At 68.5% G+C, this 18900-nt stretch carries 14 protein-coding genes; 5 read left to right on the top strand and 9 right to left on the bottom strand.

Annotated elements, in window-relative coordinates; translation table 11 throughout:
• Nucleotide 1 precedes the first annotated feature (1 nt).
• The 4 genes from ACFHPP_RS25740 to ACFHPP_RS25725 all read right to left on the bottom strand — a co-directional run bounded on the left by ACFHPP_RS25740 (nt 2) and on the right by ACFHPP_RS25725 (nt 5184).
• Nucleotides 2-1270 carry a glycosyltransferase gene (locus tag ACFHPP_RS25740; protein ID WP_437166103.1) on the bottom strand — a complete coding sequence of 423 codons (1269 nt, stop codon included), beginning with the start codon at nt 1268-1270 and terminating at the stop codon, nt 2-4.
• A gap of 6 nt (nt 1271-1276) precedes the next feature.
• Nucleotides 1277-3466: a glycosyltransferase gene (locus ACFHPP_RS25735; protein ID WP_437166102.1), complete on the bottom strand. Its 2190-nt coding sequence runs from the start codon at nt 3464-3466 to the stop codon at nt 1277-1279.
• A gap of 18 nt (nt 3467-3484) precedes the next feature.
• Nucleotides 3485-4312 (bottom strand): calcium-binding protein, encoded by an 828-nt coding sequence (locus tag ACFHPP_RS25730; protein WP_437166101.1) that lies wholly within the window; start codon nt 4310-4312, stop codon nt 3485-3487.
• A 107-nt stretch (nt 4313-4419) separates the two neighbouring features.
• Nucleotides 4420-5184, bottom strand: a complete 765-nt coding sequence (locus tag ACFHPP_RS25725; RefSeq protein ID WP_437166100.1) for a winged helix-turn-helix domain-containing protein — start codon at nt 5182-5184, stop codon at nt 4420-4422.
• Between the two features lie 408 nt (nt 5185-5592).
• On the opposite strand from ACFHPP_RS25725, the gene ACFHPP_RS25720 reads away from it, so the two are divergent.
• Nucleotides 5593-6570 carry an SDR family NAD(P)-dependent oxidoreductase gene (locus ACFHPP_RS25720; protein WP_437166099.1) on the top strand — a complete coding sequence of 326 codons (978 nt, stop codon included), beginning with the start codon at nt 5593-5595 and terminating at the stop codon, nt 6568-6570.
• 43 nt (nt 6571-6613) lie between these two features.
• On the opposite strand, the gene cysN is transcribed toward ACFHPP_RS25720, so the two are convergent.
• The 5 genes from cysN to ACFHPP_RS25695 form a co-directional block, all read right to left on the bottom strand.
• Entirely contained in the window at nt 6614-8485 is a 1872-nt protein-coding gene (gene cysN, locus ACFHPP_RS25715) for a sulfate adenylyltransferase subunit CysN (protein ID WP_437166098.1), read from the bottom strand.
• Nucleotides 8485-9381, bottom strand: coding sequence for a sulfate adenylyltransferase subunit CysD (gene cysD / locus ACFHPP_RS25710; protein WP_437166097.1), 897 nt, complete (start codon nt 9379-9381; stop codon nt 8485-8487). The genes cysN and cysD overlap by 1 nt, the downstream gene beginning before the upstream one ends.
• Nucleotides 9382-9487: 106 nt before the next feature.
• Nucleotides 9488-10480, bottom strand: a complete 993-nt coding sequence (locus tag ACFHPP_RS25705; RefSeq protein WP_437166096.1) for a hypothetical protein — start codon at nt 10478-10480, stop codon at nt 9488-9490.
• Nucleotides 10477-11637 carry a glycosyltransferase family 61 protein gene (locus ACFHPP_RS25700; RefSeq protein ID WP_437166095.1) on the bottom strand — a complete coding sequence of 387 codons (1161 nt, stop codon included), beginning with the start codon at nt 11635-11637 and terminating at the stop codon, nt 10477-10479. Before ACFHPP_RS25700 ends, ACFHPP_RS25705 begins: the two co-directional genes overlap by 4 nt.
• A 172-nt stretch (nt 11638-11809) precedes the next feature.
• Entirely contained in the window at nt 11810-12154 is a 345-nt protein-coding gene (locus ACFHPP_RS25695; protein WP_437166094.1) for an H-NS histone family protein, read from the bottom strand.
• Nucleotides 12155-12500: 346 nt separating this feature from the next.
• Between ACFHPP_RS25695 and ACFHPP_RS25690 the strand changes: the two genes are divergently transcribed.
• The 4 genes from ACFHPP_RS25690 (at nt 12501) to ACFHPP_RS25675 (ending at nt 18667) form a co-directional block, all read left to right on the top strand.
• Nucleotides 12501-13367, top strand: coding sequence for a glycosyltransferase family 2 protein (locus ACFHPP_RS25690; protein ID WP_437166093.1), 867 nt, complete (start codon nt 12501-12503; stop codon nt 13365-13367).
• Nucleotides 13368-13751: 384 nt separating this feature from the next.
• Nucleotides 13752-17399 (top strand): glycosyltransferase, encoded by a 3648-nt coding sequence (locus tag ACFHPP_RS25685; RefSeq protein ID WP_437166092.1) that lies wholly within the window; start codon nt 13752-13754, stop codon nt 17397-17399.
• 75 nt (nt 17400-17474) lie between these two features.
• On the top strand, nt 17475-18188 hold the full coding sequence (locus ACFHPP_RS25680) for a hypothetical protein (protein ID WP_437166091.1): 714 nt from the start codon (nt 17475-17477) through the stop codon (nt 18186-18188).
• A gap of 122 nt (nt 18189-18310) precedes the next feature.
• Nucleotides 18311-18667, top strand: a complete 357-nt coding sequence (locus ACFHPP_RS25675; protein WP_437166090.1) for a hypothetical protein — start codon at nt 18311-18313, stop codon at nt 18665-18667.
• The last annotated feature ends 233 nt before the right edge of the window (nt 18668-18900 follow it).

Raw genomic sequence — 18900 nt, 5'->3', positions numbered from 1 at the left:
GTCAGGCATGGGCGGCACGGCGCGCCGCTGGGCGGGCGGCGAGCAGGCCGCGGTAGAGAACCAGGTGTTCCTGCGCGACAGCCTCCAGGCCGCGCGGCTCGGCCAGGCAGGCGACGAGGCGCCGCCAGAGGCCCGGCTGCGCGATCGCTTCGGCCATCGTGGCGGCCCATCCGGCGGGGTCGGCCCGCGGGGCGTGCAGGCCGGTGACGCCGTGCTCCACCAGTTCCGCCATGCCGCCGATCCCGGTGCAGATCACCGGGCGGCGGTGCCGGAAGGCCTCCAGCAGGACGAGTGGCGCATTCTCCCACCAGATGGAGGGCATCAACACCCAGTCGGCCCCGGCAATGCGCGCCGGCAGGTCCGCCGCGGCATAGGCGCCGTGGTGGCGGACCTCGGGCGCGGCGGCCAGGGCCGCGTCGAACTCGGCGCGGAACGGGGAAGGGGAGGGCGGCACCGGTCCGTGCAGCGCCAGCCCATGCGCGATGCCCTGGGCCGAGAGACGCGTCGAGGCCTCCAGCGCGACCAGCGTCCCCTTGAAGCGCCCGGCCTGGCCGAGCACGGTAAAGCGGTCGCGCCGGCTGGCCTCGCGGTGCGGTGCGGCGGGGCCGGCCGGCACGCCGTTGCGGATCAGCGCGAGGCGTGTGGGGTCCCAGCCATCGGCGATGAAGCGCTCGCGCAGGAACTCGCTCGGCGCCACCAGCATGTCGGCCTGCTGCAGCGCGCCCCGCAGATGCGCGCGGCGCAGCGCGATGTCGGAGGCGCTGCGCCCGGGCAGGCAGCGCCGGCAGCCATCCGGCGTGGCGCCGTGGCATGTCGCGCCCTCGGCCGTTAGAAGCTGGCCTTCCCGCGGGCAGAGCGCGAAGTAGTCGTGCAGCGTGACGACCAGGGCCGCCGCCGGCGCCAGGCGCCGCAGCAGGTCCAGCGTCTCCACCCCCCATTGCAGCGGGTGGTGCAGGTGGATCACCTCCGGCCGCAGCCGCGCGAGGATCGGGCCCAGCGTCGCCAGCAGGCCGAGCAAATCGGGCTGCGCCAGATGGAATCGGTCGAAGCCGGTGAGCGAAACCAGCAGCTCGTCATCCGGCGCGGCGCCGCCGACCGGTTGCAGCAGCGTGCCCGGCAGCGGCGCGCGCTGCGCCGGCTCGGCTGCGGCCAGCAGCAGGCCCTGCACGCCATGCGCGTCCCGCAGCGTGCGGAACAGGCCGCGCGCCAGCAGCTCCGTCCCGCCAGGTTGCAACGCCGGGTGGCCATGGGCGAGGAACAGCGCGCGCATGGCCGGTCAGTCCACCGGATGTGGGTGGCGGCGCATGAGCGCGGCGATGGCCGGCCCCCAGCGCGCATCGTGCAGGTGCCGGTTGCAGGCGGCGGCGAGCGTGCCGGCGTGGCCGGGATGCAGGGCGATGGACTGGCGCTCATGGTGCACCAACTCGGCCGCCGGCTCGTAGCCGATCCCATGGCCGGCGGCGCGAAGCTTTAGGCAGAGGTCGCTATCCTCGAAATCGCCGAGCACGTAGTCGGTGCAGAAGCCGCTTACCGCCTCAAAGGCGGCGCGGCGGACCACCAGCGCGGCGCCGGTGACGGCGGGCACCTGCCTGGCGCGGCAGGCCGGCGGGTGGCGGGCGGGCCAGCCCTTGAAGTAGTGGTTGGTGCCCCAGCCGCCCTCGCCGGTCGGCGCGAAGAACAGCCCGGCATGCTGAATGGCGCCATCGGGGTAGACCAGCTTCGGGCCCACCGCAGCAAGGCGCGGATGGCCGGACAGGCGACGGCGCAGTGCCTCTAGCCAACCCGGCGCCTGCGGCACAACGTCGGAGTTGAGGAAGGCCAGCAGCGGCGCTGTGGCCACCGCGGCGCCGCTGTTGCAGGCGCTCGCGTAGCCGCGGTTGCGATCATGCAGCAGCAGCGTCACCGGCAGGTCGTGCAGCAGCGCGAGACCGCGCAGCAGCGCCGTCGCCGCCTCGCGCTGGTCCGGGCTGTCGAGGACATAGACCAGCAATGGCGCGTTGGCGCCGCGGAAGCCGGCATCGCGCGCAAAGGCGGCCATCTGGGCACGCAGGAAGCCGAGGTTGCGCCAGAGCGGGATGACGAGGCTGGCCACTGGCCGCTTGGGCGCGGGCCGGCCCAGTTCGATCCGCTCGGGGCCGGTCCCCGCCGCCATGGCGGCGCGCTGCAGCCGGGCCACTGCGGGCGCGATGCATGCCCCGACCAGGGCTGGCGTGGCGCAGGTCGGATCGACGGCCGCCAGCACCAAGTCGCGTGCCACCTCCGGCGCCAGCAGGCCGGGCGGCGCCGTAAGGGCCAGGCGCTGGCCGGAGCCGAGCAGAAGCTCCATCGTCACCTGCACGAGGCCCGGCGCCAGGCCGGCCTCCGGCAGATGCGCCACGAAGCCCGGGCGCGGCCCGCCATCGCCCTGCGGCGCCCGGCGCAGCCGCTCCGCCAAATCCGGTCGCGGCAGACGGTGCAGCGCCTCCGGCGGCACGCGCACGGCGCCGCCTGGGCCGCGCAGCCGGATCTCGCGCACCAGACCGAGCGGGTCGCGCAGCCAGCCGCGCAGGAAGAGACCGCCCTCACCATCCGGCAGCGCGAGTTCCAACGCCACGCTCACCGGCAGGGCGGGGCTCTCCGAACGGGTGCTGCGCAGGGGCGCCAGCAATTGCAGGTCGCGCAGCAGCGCGGCGTAGGCGGGGCGCGTCGCCAGCAGGTCGAGCAGCGCGCGCCGTGGCGCACCACCCTGCCGGGCCAGTGCCAGCAGGCCGGGCAGGTTGGCCGGCGGCGCGGCAAATCGGATGGGCAGGCCCTCAGGCGGGATCAGCACGGCGTCCGGACCGGGCAGGCCGTTCAGCAGGATCAGGGGCTGGCCTGGCGTCGGTGCGTCCAACAGGCGCAGTGGGGCGCCCGGCTCCAGCAGGCGCCAGCTTCCCGCGGCGGTGCCCTCCGGCAGGCGCCAGACAGAGACGGCATCGCCGGCCGCACCGCCCGCCAGGGCGCGGGCCGGCGGCCGGCCTTCGGACAGCGCGGCCGCCAGATCATGGCACGGCACGGCGAAGCGCGGATCGGTATGGGCCCGGAAGGCTGGCGCCACCGCCAGCAACCGGCGCAGCAACGCCAGCGCCGCCACGTCCGGACGATCCCGCAGCAGCGTGGACAGACCACCTGGCGCGCCGAGTATGGCCTGCCTGGTAGAGGTCGGGCCGCAACGCCACTCGATTGCAGCGCCGTCCGCGCAGGCGGCCGTTGCGAAGGCCAGGATCATCTGGCTCTCGGCGAGGTCCAGCTTGACCACGGACGGCATCACGCGGAGGCCGCCCACGAACAGTTCCAGCGGCCCGGACGCCGAGGGCGTGGCCTCCGGGCTTTCGACGACGAGCAGGCCGCCCAGCATCCAGGCGGCACGCGGGTCTTGCGGAAGGCGCAGCGGCGGCGAGGAAAGCTGATCCCCGTGATCCGCCGCCAGGACGGCGTGTTGCGCCATGCTGCCTCCCGCGCCGCCTCAGACGATCTTCACGTAGTCGGCGAGGTTGCCGAGCAGGTCGTCGCGCGAGACGCCGACCAGCGTGATGCTGTCGCCGCCCAGCGAGATGACCGCACCCATCGCACCTGCCTTGACGTGCGAGGCGAGATCGCTGGCGCTGTCGATGTTCAGGCCGTTGATGCCGGACTTGATCGCCAGCGTATCCTCGCCCGGACGGAAATCGAGGATGACGTCGCCGCCGAACTTCGATTCGAAGTAGAAGGTATCGGCATCGCTGCCGCCGACCAGCGTGTCGTCGCCCGCGCCGCCGGACAGCGTGTCGCGGCCGCTGGCGCCCACCAGCATGTCGTCGCCCTTGCCGCCATCGAGCCAGTCGTCGCCGGAGCCGCCGAACAGGGTGTCGTCGCCCTCGTCGCCATAAAGGCGGTCATTGCCCGTGCCGCCGTTGATCAGGTCGTCGCCCTTGCCACCATAGGCCAGGTCGTCACCGGTGCCGGCATCGATGGTGTCGCGGCCCTCGCCGCCGAACAGCGTGTCGCGGCCTTCGCCGCCGATCAGCAGGTCATCGCCCTTACCGCCGTCGACGACGTCGTTGCCGGTGCCGCCATCCAGGCGGTCGCGGCCGTTCTCGCCGAACAGCACATCGTCACCCGACCCGCCAAGCACCGTGTCGTCGCCGTTGCCGGCCAGCACGAAGTCATGGCCGCGGCCTGCATCGACGTAGTCGTCGCCGCCGAAGGTGACCAGCATGTTGTCCAGCACGCCGGGGAAACTTGCATCTGCGTCAATGACGTCAGCCTGCTGGGTGCCATACCAGGCACCAGGAATGGAGGCGAAATCGGCCATGGCGGGGTCCTTGTCCTGCTAAGAAGCGGCGTCGCGGTCGCACTCGCATCCGCTGCTCGCGTTGTAGGGCTGCAAAGGAACACCCGCATAGGTTGTAGAGACTATTTTCAACACGGCTGCGCCGCCCGCGTAGGGAACTCCGCAAATTCCGCTGCGTGGCCGCTGCGGGCCGGGCTCGGGACCGGGTCGAAACCGATGAACACGTAGCCGATGCCGCGGACCGACTTGATCAGCCTCGCCGCCGCCGCCTCGTCGCCAAGCTTCCGGCGCAGCCGCAGCACCAAGTTGTCGAGCGCCCGGTCCTCCGGATGGTAGGGACGTCGCAGCACCGCGAGCGACAGCGCGTTGCGCTGTACCGGCTGGCCCTGCTGCCGCGCCAGGATCTGCAGCAGTTCGAACTCGGTCGAGGTCAGGTTGCGCGGGGTGCCGTCGGGTGCGAAAAGCTCGCGCTGCTTCAGGCAGAGTTGCCAACGCGAGGGGCCTTCCTCCAGCAGCGGCATGCCACCCCGCGCCCGACGTATAACGGTCCGCACCCGAGCCAGGATTTCGCGTGTGCTGGTCGTGCTGGACACGTAGTCATCGGCGCCGAGTTCGAGGGCAAGCACGCGATCGACCTCGTCATCGCCATCCATGGCTCGCAGGATGGCCGGCACATGTGATACGGCCCGCAGGCGGCGCAGCAGGGCCAGATCGGGCTCGATCTGCAGCCGGCGATGCATGAGGACCAGACCCGGCATGTCCCGCACGACCGCGCGCAGAAGCGGGTCGAGGCTGGTCCAGATTTCGGCTTCCAGACCATGCGCCGCGAGGTAAGCGGCGAAGCCGGTCGCATCTTCCCGGTATGAATCCAGCAAAAAGATACAAGTCGCCATCCGGGCTCACCACTGACTGAGGCAGTCGTCACACACGAGTAAGGACTTCACGAACCCGTGTACACAACCTATACGGGTGCAGCGCAGCAAAGTCTAATGATATGTAAAAAATGGATAAACATTTATGTTGATCGCGGCCGCGTGTCCCGGTGGGTCAGCGGCCAGATTGCCCGGTACATCCCGCCGCCGCCGATGCAATCGGGCGTCCGGCCGCAGTCCGAGCGATCCTCCTCCGCCGGAAGGGGATTTGGCCGAGGCCGCCGCGCGTGATGTTCGAGAGCGCCAGCTTCATGCCGCTTCACATCCCGGACAGCCAAATCCTTTCGGCCGCTCCCGGCCGGCGCGAGCCTTGACGGAGCCGGGCGTTTGCACGCGCTATGGCCGCTCAATCTGGAACATCGGCACAGAATGACGATAGTGGTCACGGGCGTCGCAGGGTTCGTTGGCTCGTTCGTCGCGGCCGCGCTGCTGGCGCGCGGCGACGAGGTCATCGGGCTCGACAACGTCAACAGCTATTATGACGTGGCATTGAAGGAGGCGCGCCTGGCGCGGCTCACGCCGCAGCCCGGCTTCCGCTTCGTGAAGGTGGACTTGGCCGACCGCGAGGCGGTCTTCGCCGCATTGGCGGAGGCGAATGCCGAGATTACGGAGGTAATCCACCTCGCCGCCCAGGCCGGCGTGCGCTACTCGATGATCGACCCTTATGCCTATGTCGCCTCCAACGTCATGGGCCATGTTGTGATGCTGGAGGCGGCGCGCCGCATGCCGTCGCTGCGGCATTTCGTCTATGCCTCCTCCTCCTCCGTCTATGGCGGCAACACCAGCCTGCCCTTCCGCGAGACCGATCCAGTGGACCTTCCCGTTTCGCTCTACGCGGCGACAAAGCGGGCGGATGAGTTGATGGGCCAGGCCTACAGCCACCTGTACGGGCTGCCGCAGACCGGGCTGCGCTTCTTCACGGTCTACGGCCCCTGGGGTCGGCCCGACATGGCCTATTACAGCTTCGCCCGGGCCATCGTCGCCGGCACGCCGATCACGCTGTACGATGGCGGGCGGTTGAAGCGCGACTTCACCTACATCGACGACATCGTCCAGGGCATCCTAGGCTGCCTGCCGCACCCGCCGGCGGCCGGGGCGCGCGCCAGGCTGCTGAACATCGGCAACCACCGGGCCGAGGAGGTGGCGACGCTGGTTCTGCTGCTCGAGGAAGGGCTGGGCCGGCGTGCCGTGGTGCAGGACACGCCGCGCCCGGTCGCTGATGTGGAGGAGACCTTCGCGGACATCTCGGCGATCCGTTCCCTGGCTGGCTTCGAGCCGCGCACGACACTGGCGGAAGGCATCCCCCGCTTCGTCTCCTGGTTCCGGGACTGGCACAAGGTGAACTGACAAGGACTGGCCGGTCCGGGGCCGGGAAACGGAGCGGCTGTCTTTACCGTGCCGGGGGATCGGCCAGCCGCCGCTCGATCAGCGCAAGGACCTGGCTGGCCTGATCCTGCGGCGAACTCGCAAAGCCGTCCAACACCAAGTCCGGCTTTTCGGGCGCCTCGTAGGGGCTGTCGACCCCGGTGAAGTTCGTGATCTCGCCCCGCAGGGCCCGTGCGTACAGGCCCTTGGGGTCGCGCCGGATACACTCCTCGATCGGGGTGTCCATGAACACCTCGATGAACTCATCCGCGCCCAGCATCTCCCGCACCATCTGCCGCTCGGCCCGAAAGGGGGAGATGAAGGAGCACAGCACCATCAGCCCGGCATCGACGAACAGCCGGCTGACCTCGCCGACGCGACGAATGTTTTCCACCCGGTCCTGGTCGGTGAAGCCAAGGTCCCGATTCAGCCCGTGCCGCAGGTTGTCGCCGTCCAGCGAGTAGGTGTGTCGCCCGGCCTGGTGCAGCGCCTGCTCGACCAGCTTGGCGACGGTGGACTTGCCGGAGCCGGACAGCCCGGTGAACCACAGCACCATGGGCTTCTGCGCCAGCGCCGCGGCCCGCGCGGGCTTGTCCACCAGGAAATGCTCCTGATGCACATTGGTCGCGCGTCGCAGCGGGAAGGCAATCATGCCGCAGCCGGCAGTCCGGTTGCTGAAGCGGTCCACCAGAATGAAGGCACCCATCAGCCGGTTCTGCGCGTAGGCGTCGAAAGGCAGCCGTTGTGCCATGGCCAGGTTGCAGACGCCGATCTCGTTCATCGTAAGCCGCGTCGCCGACTGTTGGCCAAGATCGGCCAGATCCACCCGGTGTTTGATTGCGGTGACGGAGGCGGTGGTCCAGGAATGGCCCAGGCGGATCATGTATTGCCGCCCCGGGAGCATCGGCTCCTCATCCATCCACAGCAGATGCGCAGCGAACTGGTCAGCGACGGTGGGACGATCGGCGGCGCCGGCCAGCACGTCGCCACGCGCCACGTCGACCTCATCCGCCAGGCAGAGCGTCACCGCCTCGCCGCTGCCGGCCGAGGGTTGGTCGCCCGCCGGGCCCAGGATGCGCACGACCTGGCTTAGAATACCGGAGGCGGCGACCACCACATCCTCGCCCACCGCAATGCTGCCGCCCGCGACGGTGCCGGAGAAGCCACGGAAATCCTGGTCGGGGCGGTTCACCCACTGCACCGGGAACCGGAAGGGGCCGGACGCCGTCTCCTGATCGATCGTTGCCGTCTCCAGGTGGCGCAGCAAGGTCGTGCCGCGATACCAGGGCGTGTTGCCGGAGAATTCGGTGACGTTGTCGCCGAAGCGGCCGGAGGTTGGGATCGGCACCAGGCCTTGGAAACCGAGCGAGGACGCAAAGCTGGCGAACTCGCCCACGATGCGGTCGAACACCTGCTGGTCGAACCCCACCAGGTCGATCTTGTTCACTGCAAGCACGACGTGCCGGATGCCGAGCAGCGAGCAGATGACGGCGTGCCGGCGCGTCTGCGTCAGCAGCCCCTTGCGTGCATCTACCAGGATGATCGCCAGCTCAGAGTTGGAGGCGCCGGTGGCCATGTTCCGCGTGTACTGCTCGTGGCCCGGGCAATCCGCGACGATGAAGCTGCGCCGGGACGTGGTGAAGAAGCGGTAGGCGACATCGATGGTGATGCCCTGCTGCCGCTCCGCCTCCAGCCCGTCCACCAGCAAGGCCAGGTCGACCTCTTCGCCCACCGTGCCGTGCTTGCGGCTATCGCGCGCGACGGCGGCCAGTGTGTCGTCCATGATCATCTGGCTGTCGTGCAGCAGGCGGCCGATCAGCGTCGACTTGCCATCGTCCACGGACCCGCAGGTCAGCACGCGCAGCAGGCCACGCGCGGGGGGAGCACCTATGCTCATCAGAAATAGCCCTCGCGCTTCTTGCGTTCCATCGAGGCTTCCTGGTCGTTGTCGATCAGGCGGCCGTGGCGTTCGGAGACGCGGGACAACCGCAACTCCTCCAGCACCTGGTCCAGCGTCTCGGCCTCGGACTCATGTGCGCCGGTCAGCGGCCAGTCGCCCATGGTGCGAAAACGGACCCGCAGCATCTCCACCTTCTCGCCGGGCTCGAGCGCCATGCGATCGTCGTCCCGCATGAGGAGGGCGCCGCCGCGGCGCAGCATGGGCCGCACGGCCGCGAAGTACAGCGGCACCACGGGGATGCCCTCGGCGGCGATGTAGTCCCAGACATCAAACTCGGTCCAATTGGACAGCGGGAAGACGCGCATGGTCTCGCCGGGCGCGAGGCGCGTGTTGAACAGGTTCCAAAGCTCGGGCCGCTGGCCGCGCGGGTCCCAGACATGGCCGGGTGCGCGATGTGAGAAGATGCGCTCCTTTGCCCGCGCCTTCTCCTCGTCGCGACGGGCGCCGCCGAGGGCGGCGTCGAACCCATGTGCGTCGAGCGCCTGCTTCAGCGCCTCCGTCCCCATGACGTTCATGTGCAGCTGCGAGCCGTGGGTGAGGGGGCCGATGCCCAGCCGCAGGCCTTCGGGATTAGTATGCACGAGAAGGCGCGCGCCGGCCTCCGCGGCGCGGCGGTCGCGGAACTCCAGCATTGCCCGGAAATCCCAGCCGGTGGCGATGTGCAGCAATGGCAGCGGCAGGTGGCCGGGAGCGAAGGCCTTCGTGGCGAGGTGCAGGACGACGCTGCTGTCCTTGCCGATGGAGTACAGGAGGACAGGGTTGCGGAAGCTGGCGAATGTCTCGCGGATGATCGCGATACCCTCCGCCTCAAGGCGCCGCAGATGAGGGCTCAAGGCCCGTAGTCCGGCCGCCTGCATCGGATGGTCCCCATGGTATATGTTTGCGTCAAGGTCAGGCAGGAGGTTCTGTCAACCGGCGGCCGGACGCCAAGTCGGTTGATCAGCCGACTGCCGGCGTTCCCGCGGTTGTTGCCGGCGAATGCAGAGCCATGGCAACGGCCGCGCCGAGGTTGGTGCCGCGCACCACCCAGGCCTCCCGATCCTGCTCCGACAGTTCCGCCAAGGCCGCGCCCTCGCGGGCCGCAGCGGGCAACACCTCGAGAAGGGCCGCCACCACGGCCCTGTTCTGCAACGAGCTGAGCGACGCCAGGGCCGCAGGCACCCCCTGGCTTTCCAGCCGCCAGAACGGCCCAAACCGGTCGCTGCCACCCTCTGGCCAAGGGTCGAACACCTTTGGCCAGCCCCTAAGGTTGCGAAATTCCATGCCTATGATGCCACGACGGTCAAACAGCTTGAGGCGCGCCTCGCGCCAAATGCCTGACGCCGACGCCAGCCCAATCAAGCCAAGGTCGAGGTGCCGGTAGCCGCCATCCGCGCTCAGGTTGTGCTGGTAAAGCTTTAGATCCTGAAAATCGGCACCCGTGGGCGCCATTTCCGCGGCGATGTCCGGGGCATGGTGACGCGGTGAGGCTGTTAGGGAAGGCGCCGACCCTTTAAATTGGCCGTGCAGCTGGGGAGGGAGTTGACCCAACGCACGGCGGTTGGCCGCTTCCGAGGCAGCCAACGATTCGGCCAGTCGGGCAAGGAGCGCAGGGAGCGGGTTCGGGCCAACCAGCACCGCAATGCCAGGCGGCAGTCTTGCCGTGAGGCTGGCAGCGGTCTCCTCATCCGGTGCTAAGGTCGCCAAGGGTTGGAAGTCTGTTGGCAGTGGCAGGGCCTCCGCTTCCGGCGCACCCACCCAGCGCAGCGTGTCCCGGACGGGCTGTAGAACGGCGATTGGCAATGATTCCAGGCCGGTCATGCCCGGGGCCACGACGATGGTTGGTTGTCCTGCGGCCCAGGCGTGCAGTTCGACGGCACCGATCAAAAAACGGGTCGGGTCTCGCCCATCTGGCAACGCGGCATCCAGCCTGAAGATGCCACCTTCCGTCATGGCGCACCGACCGCCTGCGCCATCACGCGAACCGCCAGTTCGGTATCCACCGTGAAGTCGTCATGGCCGCCCCCACGCTCTGTCGTCGGCGGCCCAAAGATCGACCAGTAGCGGTGCCCTCGGATGCAGCAGATGTCCCAGAAGAAGAACTCGCGTCCGCGCGATGGCAGCAGGCAGACCACCTCCCCGCCCTCCGGCATGAAGACGATGTTGGTGAGATCCGCACCGCTGACCCCTGCTACCACACGTGCGCCGGCGAACGCCTCGATCTGCTCGGCCAGCGTCATGCGGCCCGGCACGATGCTGCGGAAGCCGAGTCGGATGGCGGCGGCCTCCACTAGGTCCAGGTTGTGCAGAACGCGTTTGGCGGTGCTGGTGCGCCGCACGAAAAGCAGGTCTTTTGCCCGGCGCGCTGGCGCGAGCCGCGCCAGCGCCGCAAGGGCGGCGGGGTGTTTCATATGAGAATGCTGCGATGCGGGGCTCAGCATGAGAAGCTCCGCCACTCGAATCCCCTTGGCCCGCGCCATCAACAGCAGCGCGGCGGGATCGAGCTCCGCGAGTCGGGCGCTGTCTGTAAAAACACGGAGCATATCCGGGCCGCGCGGGTCGTTTACCAAGAGCTTCGGCCGAAGTTCGGGCATAGCGTCACGCAACAGCAGCAGCGCGCCCAAATGCTCGACTAACCAGTGGCCGAAGTTCATCGAGCCGGCACGGGCCAGCAGCAAGGCCGCGTCCTGGGGTGCAGGAGCGCAAGCAATCTGGCCCTGAGCCGCAGAAACCAGCGCCGGAGGACCCGCCGCAACCAGCGCAGCCCGGTCCCGCGGTTGCAAGTTGTGCAGCGATTCCGCCACGACCTGGGTCTCGCTGAGCCACACGGCACCCGGGTGACCGATGGTGGCCGAGCCGAGGTGGTGCAGCAGGATCGGAGGGCAGGTCTGATTGGTCTCCCGCCACCGACCTTCGAGCGCCGACCGATCGCCAGGCTCCACCAGATCGAGATTGGCGAAATGCGGCGGTCGGCGCGGGTAGACGGCTGCCGGCGACACCTGGATGGTGCTGTGTGCCATTTCCTCGGCGGCAACGACAGATCGCCCTGAGGCGGGACGCTGGACCGGTAAAGCCTGGGGCATCATCGCCCCACCATAGGTGGCGTCCACCGGACTGCCAACATGTCTTCAACCAGCCCGCGCAACGCGAAAATTCTCCGTCGACCGAGCAGATTATTCGTTATCGATGCAAACCTGCGCCCGGCAGATTGCGGTGCCCGCCAATCTCATGCCTAAGCCGGACAGCAGTGCTTCGCATTGAAGGCGTTAAGAAACAGACGCCTCAGATCCGATAATCCTCGGCCTTCTTGCCTTGTGATTCCAAAACAGTTAGCCAGCCTGGCTTGCGACCACGGCCTGTCCAGGTCTCGCCATTGGGCCCACGGAATTTCGGCGCGACAGGATTTCCTGCATCCTTGCGGGGCTTGCGGCCCGATGATGAGCTAGCTGGGCCGCGCAGCTCGTCAAATGACATTCCCAACTCGGCGGAACGGGCCTCAAACTCTGCGAGAAGGGAGGCCTTGGCCTCGGACATCTTCGCATCCCGCTTTGCCCCGGCCGCTTTGATCAGCGCTGTCAGCTCCGGTACGGTCAGCGTATCTAGGTCGATGTTTGGCTTCGTGGCCATGGCGAAAATTCCTTAAAGACACAACGGCGATGTTACATCAGCGGTCTGCAAAAGCCAAGTTCGATGGGTCGGGCCTGAAGTCAAATCTCCCTTGTGAGGGTATACTTGACGAAACCTTACCTTTTGGCAGGGGACTTTCTTGCCGGCGCCACGAGCAGCGCAGGACCATATTGTAGCAGCCGACCCTGAAGCGGAGGTTGCTCCGTTCCGCCGACTGCCAGGCGGGGTCGCAACCCATAGGCGCTGCTGTGGCGCTTTGCATAAGGCGATAGTAGTCTGCATAGACTCGAGCCGTCGTCGGGCAACCAAGATCACGTGCTTCCGGAGAGGTGATACGCTGACCCAGATGAAGCTGAGCGTCGGGGTCGTGGTCCCGAACTACAACTACGCGCGCCACCTGCCGGACCGGCTGCAATCGATCTCGTCCCAAACTCGCCCGGTGCAGCGCCTCGTCTTCCTCGACGACGCGTCGACCGATGACAGTTGGGCGGTTGCCGAACCGCTGCTGGCAGCCTTGGCCTGCCCGGTCGACATGCGCCGCAACCCGCGCAATTCCGGCAGCGTACTGCGCCAGTGGCAGGAGGGCGCGTCGCTGCTGGACACGGACCTCGTCTGGCTTGCCGAAGCTGATGACAGTGCGGATCCGTCCATGATCGCGCGCCTGGCCAGCCTGCTGGAGGACGATTCGGATGCCATTTTTGCCTTCTGCGATTCAATGGCAGTCGGGCCGGAAGGCCAGCGCCTTGCCGAGGATGGTAAGGACTACGCGGCCGCGCTCGATGATCATGGGCTGAGCCGGGATGGAAGCTTCCTGGTAAAGGAATTCCTCACCCGCTTCCTGTCGCCGCGCAACCTGGTGGTCAGCGCCAGCGCGGTGCTGTGGCGGCGCTCGGCGCTAATGGCCGCATTGGCTGCGGTGCGAGGGGAGATGAAGCTTTGGCACTGCGCCGGCGACTGGCGCGTCTATGCCGAGGCCTGCGGCGGCGCGGGCCGCGTGATTTACCTCGCGACGCCACTAAACCTGCACCGACGCCACGCCGCGAGCGTGACGGGCAGCGTGCCTGCGGCCCGGCGTTTCGCAGAGGTCGTCGCCATGCTGGTATTCCTGCGTCGACGGGTTGGGGCAACGCTGGAGCGGGATACGGTGATGCGCGATCATCTGGCCACACTTCGCCGGCACTGGGGCTTGGACACACTGACGGACCAGGGCTGAGGCCGACGCATGACGATTAGCGGCAAGGTCGAGGTGCTTGAGCAATCCGAGGGGTTCATTGTCCTTTTCGGCTGGCTCCGCCTGGATGCGTCTTTGCTCCCCTCCACGCGGCCGCGGCTGCTGCTTCAGGCCGCGGATGGCGCGCAGGAAACCTGGCCGCTGCGCCAGCTGCGGGCTCGGCTCGACCTCCCGGCACATGACCGAGCGCCTGCTGGATTGGGCTTTCAGCTGCGCTTGGCCTCTGCCCTGGTGGGGCCCGAGGTAACGGTCAGCGTCATCCTGGACGAGCGCCGTATCCCCCTCGCTCCGGTCCCGGTCCGCATGCGGCCGCTGCGCAGTCGGGGGGCCCTGGAGCCGCCGGACCGTCATGGTGTGTCGGGCTGGGTGCTAGATCTGCCGAGCCGCGAGCCGATGCTGCTGGTCGATGGCCGGATTGCCGTCCCATTGCCGCTCGACCGGCCTCGCCCGGACCTGCCCTTCGAAACCGGTGAAGCCACGCCATGCTTTGGCTTCCGGCTTTCGCTCACCCGGCTGGGGGATGCGCTGCGCGCTGTCGAGCCCGGCTTCATGCTGCTGGATGGGGAGCCGCACGAAATTACGCTCCTGTCGGGTGAGTTGGAACTCGGCCACCGGGTGCTGCGCTGGCAGCGCCGGCTCGGTGGCAAGCTCGAGCGGATCGTCGACGGTCAGGCGATTGGATGGGCGACCGAATCGGAGCCGCTGGAGCCCGGCCCCGCCGTGGAGGTGCTGCTGGACGGAACGCGCTGGCACACGGTTGCCGCTGCCATCCCGCGCGCGGATCTGAGTGCGAACGGCGTCGGCACGCGCCTCGCTGGTGGCGCCTTCCGCTGTGAACTGCCGACGCGAAGCCTTACCGGGGCGGCGGAGGTAAAGGTGGAACTGCGCCCGGCCCATGCGCGGGAGGTGCTGGCCGGCACCGCCCGCCTCGAAGGTCTGGCGCCGTGGCGACCGGACCGTGGCGCATTGCTCGACCTGCTGCCGCCGGATGGGATGCCGCCGGTCAGCATCGTGGTGCCGGTCTACAACGCAGCCGAGGACGTCGCGCGCTGTGTCGAATCCGTGCTGCGCCACACCACCGGCCTCGCCCGCTTGCTGCTGATCGACGATGCGAGCCCGGACCCCGCCATCGCCGCGCTGTTCACGAGTTGGGAGGGCCTGCCGGGGATCGAACTGCATCGCCAGCCAAGCAACCTCGGCTTCACCGCAACCTGCAACCGCGGCTTCGCGCTGGCCGGCCGCGATGACGTGGTGCTGCTGAACTCGGACACGCAGGTTGGGCCGGGATGGCTGGACGGGCTGCGCTTGGCGGCACATGCCGCACCCCGCGTCGGCACGGTGACGGCGGTATCCAACAATGCCGGCGTCTTCTCCGTGCCCGAACCGGAGGCCGACAACCGCCTGCCGGGGTGGTTTACGGTGGCGGACATGGCGCGGCTGGCGCGGCAGGCCGCGCTGGCGTTGTGGCCGGCGGCGCCGACCGGGAACGGGTTCTGCCTGTATGTCCGCCGAGCCTGCCTCGATGTCGTCGGCGGCTTCGACGAGGCCGCCTTTCCGCGCGGCTACGGCGAGGAGAATGATTTCTGCATGCGGGCTTCCGCCGCCGGCTTCGAGCATCGTGTGGACGACCGCACATGGGTCTGGCACCGCCGCTCCGCGTCCTTCGGCCGGGCGAAGGCGGCGCATGTGCAGGCCGGGCAGGCGGTGCTGGCGGAGCGCTACCCTGAATACCGCGCGCTGATCGGCCTGTTCCACAAGGACCCCGGCTTCCTGGCCCTGCGGTGGCGCGTACGTCGGGCTGTGGAGACGGCGCTGGCGCAGGGCACGCGGCCCCGGCCGCGGGTGCTGTACGTGATCTCGACCGAAAGCGGCGGCACGCCGCAGACCAACCGCGACCTGATGGAAGCGCTGGCGGACCGTTACGAACCCTGGATGCTGCGTTGCGACGGTCGGATCATTGAGCTGACGCGGCATGGCGCCGCCGCCCCGGAGGAAAGCCGCCGCCTCGAGCGGCCGATAAGCCCGGCAACACACACCTCCGCCGAATACGATCGAAATGTTGCTGACCTGCTGCTGCGGCACGGTTTCGAGTTGGTGCACGTCCGCCACATCGCCTGGCATGGCATCGGTCTGCCGCAAGTCTGCCGCGCCCTTGGCATTCCCATCGTCTTCTCCTTCCACGATTTCTACACAATGTGCCCCACCATAAAGCTGCTCGACGGCGAGGGGCGCTTCTGCGGCGGGCGCTGCACGCAGGGGCCGGGGGAGTGCGTGGCGGAGCTTTGGCCAACGGCCTCGATGCCGCCGTTGCGCGGGCGCTTCGTGCACCGTTGGCGGGCCATCATGGCGCGCGCGCTCGATGCCTGTGATGCCTTTGTCACGACCTCCCCGGGTGCCCGGGATACGCTGCTGAACGGCCTGCCCTTCCTGGCCGGAAGGGATTTCCGGTTGATACAGCATGGCCGGAGCTTCGCGCGCCTGCTCTCTCTCGCGGCCGAACCCGCTTCCGACGAGCCGCTGCGCGTGCTGGTGCCCGGCAACATCTCCGCCGCCAAGGGCGCTGCTATCGTCGCTGCGCTGGCCGCCCATGACCTTGGACGGGAAATCGAGTTCCACGTCCTCGGCGCTGTCGACGGCACCCTGGAGCAGCCCAGGGCTGGCGTGGTGCTGCATGGCCGCTACGAACGCGAAAACTTCGCCGAGCGTGTGGCAACAATTGGGCCGCATCTTGCAGTGATCCTTTCGACCTGGCCGGAAACCTATTGTCATACGCTGACCGAGTGCTGGGCCGCTGGCATACCGGTGCTCGGAAGCGCGATCGGAGCGGTGGGAGAACGAATCAGCGCTGATGGCGGCGGTTGGCTTGTCGATCAGGCCTCGCCACCCGAGGTGCTCCACGCCCTTCTGCTGCGCCTGAAGGATGACGGCGCCGATTTGCGGGCGCGGCGCGAGGAGGTGCGACGTTGGCAGCGCCGCATCGGGCGGCACTACGACACCTCCGCCATGGCCGTCGCCTATGACCTGCTGTACCGCGACCTGCTGCAGCGCCGCCGCAGCTTCGCTGCGGCCCTGCCGGAGCCATCGCCCCGCGTGGTGCTGGCGCTGCGCGCGGCACCGCGGCCAGATGATTTCCGCCTGCCGCTGCCAACGGACAACGACGTGGCGCGCGCGGCGGTGTTCCGCAGCATCTCCGCCACCTACCCCTTCGGCGATCCGGCGGCCGGCCTTGGGGATGTGGTGCTGATTGGCGAGGCGGCTGGGCGGCCGCGTGACCTTGTCTCGCTGGCCGAGCAATGCGCCAGGGCCGTGCTGCCGCTGCAGGTCGAAAGCGATGCCTCCCCGGCCGGTGCGGCGACGCGTGCGGCCCAGGCGGCGGCCGGTGCCAAGTTCCTGGTGGCCACGCCGTTGGCCGCCATGGCGCTGCGGCGGGGCGGATATCAGGTGGGGGTCCTGCCGACCCGTCTCGACCCCGCGCGCTGGCTGCCGCCCCCGAATGCGGAGCTGCCTGCCATCTCGGCCCGCCGCGCACCGTGCCGGTTGCTCGGCTTCGCCGACGATCCGGGGCTCGAGGCGCTGAGGCCGATGCTGGAGGACCTTCGCCTGCTCGACGTGGCGGACTACCTGCTGGTTGGTGCCGGCGGTTTGTCGTTGGGGCGCGATCCCGTGGCGGGGCTGCGCGGCATCGCCCGGGGTTGTGATGCGGCACTGTTTCCCCTGGCCGTCGCGGCCGACGAACCACGCGCCCTGGCGTTGCGGGCCTGTGGGCTGGTGCTGCTGCGGAACCGGGTCGGGGAGGAGGAGCCAGGGGAGACGGCCGATGGCCAGCTGGTGCTGCCGCAGGATCCCGACGCCTGGCTGATGGCCATTGCCGAGCTTTCGGCCAGTGCGCCGTGGCGGCAGGCGCTGGCCCGCCGCACCCGGCGCGCAGTGGCGGCGCAGTTGGTCCTTGGGGGACAGGCGGAGCTGCTCGATCGGACGTTGATCGGTTGTGGTCCTGCCGCCGGGCGAGCGTAGAGCCGATGGTGGCGAGAGGTCTTTGTCCAGTGCCAACTTTCGCGGCATGATCAACGGATGAATTCACGACGAGTGATGCCCTGGCCCGATGCAATTGGCGTCGACGGCATCCTGATGCTGCAGACTGCGGACGAGGAGGTCTACCGGCCCTTCCTCGAACTGACCTCGCGGATCAACCGGCTGTATTGCGACCAGCAGAGCATCGGCTACGAGTCACGCCTTGGCATCGAGCGCGGCTTCCAGCCCTGGCACGCCACCTTCAATCGCATCCCGATGCTGAAGCGGTTGCGCGATGGCGGCTTTCGCGGCTGGGTTCTATACCTTGACGCCGATGCTTATGTGGCGGACCTGTCCGTGGACATCCGCCGCTTCCTCGCCGCCCGAGCAAATCGTTCAATCGTCGGCGCACTTGGCCACAACAAGGCTCTGTCGGACATCAATGCGGGCGTCGTATTCTACAACTTCGCGCATCCGGACACCGGCTTCATCCTCGACGAGTGGCAACGCCTGTTCCAGGCGGAAGTGACGGACGAGATGCTCCGCCGGTCGAGCCAGCCTTGGGATTTCAAGCCGAACGACCAGGACCTGCTGCAGCGTGTGCTGCGGGAGAACCTGATCGCCCTTTGGGCTGGAATCGGCATCGAGGAGCGCGAGCTGTTCAACCATCGCAATGCCCAGTTCGTGCGCCAGATTCTGCGGCGGGATGCGTTGCAGTTGGCAGACCGCCTCACGATGGCGGCTGCCGACGTCTCTGCGCTGCTGCGTGCAGCAGGGGTAGAACCTACCTAGACGTCTGGTTCCTGGGTGAGGTGGATGGGGTGCTTCATGGCAACGCCACGCCATCTAGAGCACTTTGATGTTGCACGGAATCGCGGGTTCTGATTCGACGCTGGTGATGCGACGTTGAGGCGATGATGACGGCACCCTTGTCTGCGGACCTCCGACGGCGCCTGGTCCGTGCGGTTGAGACGGGCAGCACGGCGCGGGAGGCGGCGCGACGCTTCGAGGCTAGCCCCTCGGCGGCGATCAAGCTGATGCAGCGGGTGCGCGAGACGGGCAGCGCGGCGCCGGCCAGGATCAGCGGCTACCGAAAGCCCCTGCTGGCCGGGCACGAGGTCCTGTTGCGCGAGCTGACAACGGCAAAAGCGGGCATCACCCTGGCTGAGCTGCGAGCGGAGCTTACCGAACGCGGCATCGAGGCAGGCTCACTGACGACCATCTGGTCGACACTGCGCCGGCTTGGCCTGCGGCACAAAAAAAGTCGCTGAGGGCAGCCGAGCAGGACCGACCCGACGTTGCCGAACGGCGCCGCCACTGGCTGGTGTGGCAGCGTTTCATGGACCCGGCGCGCTTCGTTTTCCTTGATGAAACCGGCGCCACCACGAACATGGTGCGCCGCTACGGCTGGGGACCACGCAACGAGCGCCTGGTGGATGCCGCGCCGCACGGCCACTGGAAGACCACCACCTTCGTCGCCGGCCTGCGCAGCACCGGCATCGTT

The organism is Falsiroseomonas sp. E2-1-a20, from assembly GCF_051433195.1.
Lineage (GTDB): Bacteria > Pseudomonadota > Alphaproteobacteria > Acetobacterales > Acetobacteraceae > Falsiroseomonas.
The sequence above is the reverse complement of the archived record's forward strand: the minus strand, read 5'-3'. Positions and strand labels throughout refer to the sequence as shown.

Coding starts and splice junctions, on each gene's coding strand:
- ACFHPP_RS25725 (WP_437166100.1), bottom strand. CDS start 5,184: ATGGCGACTTGTATCTTTTTGCTGGATTCATACCGGGAAGATGCGACC.
- ACFHPP_RS25705 (WP_437166096.1), bottom strand. CDS start 10,480: ATGACGGAAGGTGGCATCTTCAGGCTGGATGCCGCGTTGCCAGATGGG.
- ACFHPP_RS25690 (WP_437166093.1), top strand. CDS start 12,501: ATGAAGCTGAGCGTCGGGGTCGTGGTCCCGAACTACAACTACGCGCGC.
- ACFHPP_RS25740 (WP_437166103.1), bottom strand. CDS start 1,270: ATGCGCGCGCTGTTCCTCGCCCATGGCCACCCGGCGTTGCAACCTGGC.
- ACFHPP_RS25695 (WP_437166094.1), bottom strand. CDS start 12,154: ATGGCCACGAAGCCAAACATCGACCTAGATACGCTGACCGTACCGGAG.
- ACFHPP_RS25680 (WP_437166091.1), top strand. CDS start 17,475: ATGCCCTGGCCCGATGCAATTGGCGTCGACGGCATCCTGATGCTGCAG.
- cysN (WP_437166098.1), bottom strand. CDS start 8,485: ATGAGCATAGGTGCTCCCCCCGCGCGTGGCCTGCTGCGCGTGCTGACC.
- ACFHPP_RS25730 (WP_437166101.1), bottom strand. CDS start 4,312: ATGGCCGATTTCGCCTCCATTCCTGGTGCCTGGTATGGCACCCAGCAG.
- ACFHPP_RS25735 (WP_437166102.1), bottom strand. CDS start 3,466: ATGGCGCAACACGCCGTCCTGGCGGCGGATCACGGGGATCAGCTTTCC.
- ACFHPP_RS25720 (WP_437166099.1), top strand. CDS start 5,593: ATGACGATAGTGGTCACGGGCGTCGCAGGGTTCGTTGGCTCGTTCGTC.
- ACFHPP_RS25675 (WP_437166090.1), top strand. CDS start 18,311: ATGATGACGGCACCCTTGTCTGCGGACCTCCGACGGCGCCTGGTCCGT.